The 3,512-nt window shown below is 43.8% G+C and carries 2 protein-coding genes; one reads left to right on the top strand and one right to left on the bottom strand.

The annotated features are described in order from the left end of the window. The first annotated feature begins 403 nt into the window (after positions 1–403). Entirely contained in the window at positions 404–1,192 is a 789-nt protein-coding gene (locus tag ACED60_RS25410) for a lipase (RefSeq protein WP_371728717.1), read from the top strand. Between the two features lie 98 nt (positions 1,193–1,290). Here the strand turns inward: ACED60_RS25410 and ACED60_RS25405 are convergent, their stop codons facing one another. After that, a complete protein-coding gene (locus ACED60_RS25405; protein ID WP_102258464.1) occupies positions 1,291–3,156 on the bottom strand; it encodes a methyl-accepting chemotaxis protein in 1,866 nt (621 codons plus the stop codon). Positions 3,157–3,512: the final 356 nt, after the last annotated feature.

The following is a 3,512-nucleotide window of genomic DNA, read 5'->3' as shown; positions in this document are numbered from 1 at the left end:
GCGAACGCCGAGGGATTTTAAATCCCTTGTGTCTACCAATTCCACCACCAGGGCAACGCAATCATGCGATGCTGATTACTGAAGAGTAAAACACCATCTCTCCGCGACCTAAGCCGTGAGAACGAGGTGTACTTTAACGGATGAAAAAAATTCGTCAACAATAAATTTTATCATTTAATTCAAGTGATTAATTATCGAACTCTACAGAATGAATTTAGTGCAGCTTGTACGGTTCTTATTCGTAGATTTTGAGTTTGAGTTGGAATTCAAAGGCCAAATTCCCATTTTCAGACTCACAAAACACTGTCAATTCCATTGAATTAAAGAAACACTCCTTCGTTTTCATGTGCTTTTCACATTCAAAGGCTAAAGTTTTACACAACTATAATTACGAAATGAAAACGTGAAGTCACTAAAACGATACCAATATGAACGCTACGCGGTTCTTTGTAACCTCGCCTACCCGAGAGTTTTTAAACAGACTCGTTACGGTTTTGATCCTAATGGACAGCGCATCATAAAGAACCAGTTTGGCAAAACCATGATTCGAGTTTTATGGAGTAGTGACAAAGATGAAGTGGTTGTGGTTATCAAGGGATCACACAGTGTTTCTGACTGGCTACTCACTTTTGCACTATGGACAAGAAGCTGTAAAAAGATTGGGCTGAACTATCGTGTACATGCCGGTTTCTATCATCTCATGTTTCAAGAAAGCCAGCCGAGTCGTAACGAAGACAAGCTTGGGCAAACCGTTATCGAACGCTTAGAAGCGACACTCTTGCCTTTGTTAGAACAAGGGAAAAGGATTTCTATAACCGGCCACTCTTCTGGTGGTGCAATTGGCTGCGTGTTCGCAGATTACGTAGATCAAAAGTATCCAGGCTGTGTTAAGCGAATCGTGACTTTTGGCCAACCTGCGATTGGTGATTGGAATTTTCGAAAGCACTACCGTTTGAGTAAGAAAACCTACCGTATCTGTTGCGACATAGATATTGTCACTTTCATGCCGCCCGTGCCTCTGTTGTATTGGCATGTAGGGAAAGTGCTTTGGCTCTATAACGGCAGGATCTACGAAAACACACCGACGTTTATACGTCTTGGGCGCTCTGTTCTAAGTTGGTTGATCAGACCTTTTTCTTACCACTTAATGAGCAAATATATTCGCAATAAGGATTTCTTTGATAAGCACTGAGACTCATTTGAAGCTATTAAAGAAAGAGCACAGGCCTATTACTGTCTGTGCTCTTTAGTTTCTAAACCTATGTTGTTTTCTGCAATATCGATTAAAGATTAAAGCTTGAAGCGTGACAACTCTCGTTTCAAGTCACTCGCTAAATGACTTAGCTGATCGGCTTGTGAAACCGCATCGGTCGCATCAACTGCCATCACATCACTCACTTCACGAACAGATTCGGTATTCGCATTGATTTCGGCAGTAACCAGTGACTGCTCTTCAGCGGCAGAAGCAATCTGAGTCGCCATATCACTGATCATCTGAATCGCTTCACGGATTTGAGCTAGGCTCTCTCCGGCCATATCCACATCGTGTACGCTTGTTTTCGCCATATCATGGCTTTGCGTCATCACTTTCACCGCACCATTGGTCGCTTGTTGTAAGCGTTTGATCTTGTCTTCGATCTCTTCTGTTGAAGCATGAGTACGTTGAGAAAGCACACGAACCTCATCAGCAACCACTGCAAAGCCTCGACCTTGTTCGCCTGCCCTAGCCGCTTCAATGGCCGCATTGAGCGCGAGTAAGTTCGTTTGCTCCGCTATTTCACGAATCGTCGCTAAGATAGACGCGATTTGCTGACCATGCTCTTCAAGCTCACTGATGATAGACACAGCGCTTGTTAGCTCAGTAGCGAGGTCATTGATCGATGATTGGCTTTTAGCCATCTGTTGGAAGCCTTGCTCGCTCAACTCCACCGAATGAGTCGCACTTTTTGCCGTACTCTCAGCATTCGTGGCGATTTCCGCTGTTGCTGTCGCCATTTCTGTCACAGCCGTTGCCACCATCGTGATCTCATCTTGTTGCCTGCTTACACTATCACTGCGCTTCATCGCACTGGTATTAGCATGCTCGGCACCGCTGTTCATCGCGGTAGAAACTTGAGTGACGTTTTGCATCATTTGATGGAGCCGATCAACGAAGACATTAAACTTATCGGCAAGTTGACCCACCTCATCTTGGCTCGACACTTGTAGTCTTTGTGTGAGGTCGCCTTCCCCTTCCGCAATATCAGCTAATGCTTCACTCACTCGCCCTAGTTCAACTAATTGACGAGCCACAAACCATGAGGTTGCTACAGCCATAACGATCAATACAATCAAACCTGTGGTGATTTGGCTAATCAACATATCGAACAGGGGCTGCTCTAGTACGTCTTTATCCATTTCAATCACAAGTAACCAGTCAGTGCCTTTAATCGGCTCAGCCATGATGACTCGCTCGGCACCATCCACTTGAGTAAAGATCGTCGTCAAGTTTTGCGCAGCACTGTTCAAGCCAGACACACTCAGCTCTGGCGCAATATCATTGACTTGTTTCAGAATGAAATCTTTATTTTGATGAGCAACGACCGTCCCTTGCTTATCAATCAGAATCGCACGCCCATTCCCCGGAACCTGAATGGCTAATACGTCTTCAATCAATTTGTCCAATGCCAAGTTTGATGCCACAACACCGATGATCGATCCATTCTCGGTCACTGGGTCTGTCAGTGTCACCACCAAGGTTTGCATCGTCACACTTACATACGGCTTTGTTGTCACCGCTCGATTCTCAGCTAAGGTTTGTTTATACCAACCTCGGACTCTTGGGTCATAGCCCGCTTTATTCAATGAAGGGTCATGACGGAACATCTCACCTTCTTTGTTACCGTAATAACTCAATCCAAACCCACCAGATACCAAGGTTTGACGTAAATGAGGAACGATATCTATTGAAGGGTTAAGCTGCACTTGTTGCTTAAGCCCGTGTACTGCTTGTTTCTTATCATAAAACCAGTCACTGATGCCCTTAGCATGAGCTTGAAGTGTATTGCGACTTTCACTTTCTATTGCTTGCCAGCTGTTTGTTTGAAAAGTCTTATAACCCATGAAAAGAAGAATGGCAGATGTAACAGCAATCGCCAAAACTACAGAGAAAACCATTTTCCTCTTTAGAGTAAATTGCATATTTAAGAACCTCTTATAGAACAATTAAAGAAATATAAAGAGGGACACTATCACTCATACGCATGTTTTAATTAGGGTTATCCCATAAAACAATGAAACAAATTGAGCATTATGGTTAATTGTGACTTTGATTTATTTACCGGTCTATCAACAAAGGTTCAACTTAGGATCTCATCAAAATAGAGTGGGTCTATGAAAGGTAAAGGGGAGAAATGAAGAGGCAAGGATGAAGAAACCAAAAACGAAAAAACCAGCCACTAGGGCTGGTTTTTCTAAATGATGGAGGCGCCTCCCGGAGTCGAACCGAGGTCCACGGATTTGCAATCCGCTGC

This window comes from Vibrio sp. 1F279, assembly GCF_041439815.1.
In the GTDB taxonomy this organism is placed as follows: Bacteria; Pseudomonadota; Gammaproteobacteria; order Enterobacterales; family Vibrionaceae; genus Vibrio; species Vibrio tasmaniensis_A.
This window is presented reverse-complemented; position numbering and strand designations above follow the sequence as displayed.

Bases quoted from the DNA above. Each gene is read 5' to 3' on its own strand.
- ACED60_RS25405 (WP_102258464.1), bottom strand. From the start codon at position 3,156: ATGGTTTTCTCTGTAGTTTTGGCGATTGCTGTTACATCTGCCATTCTT.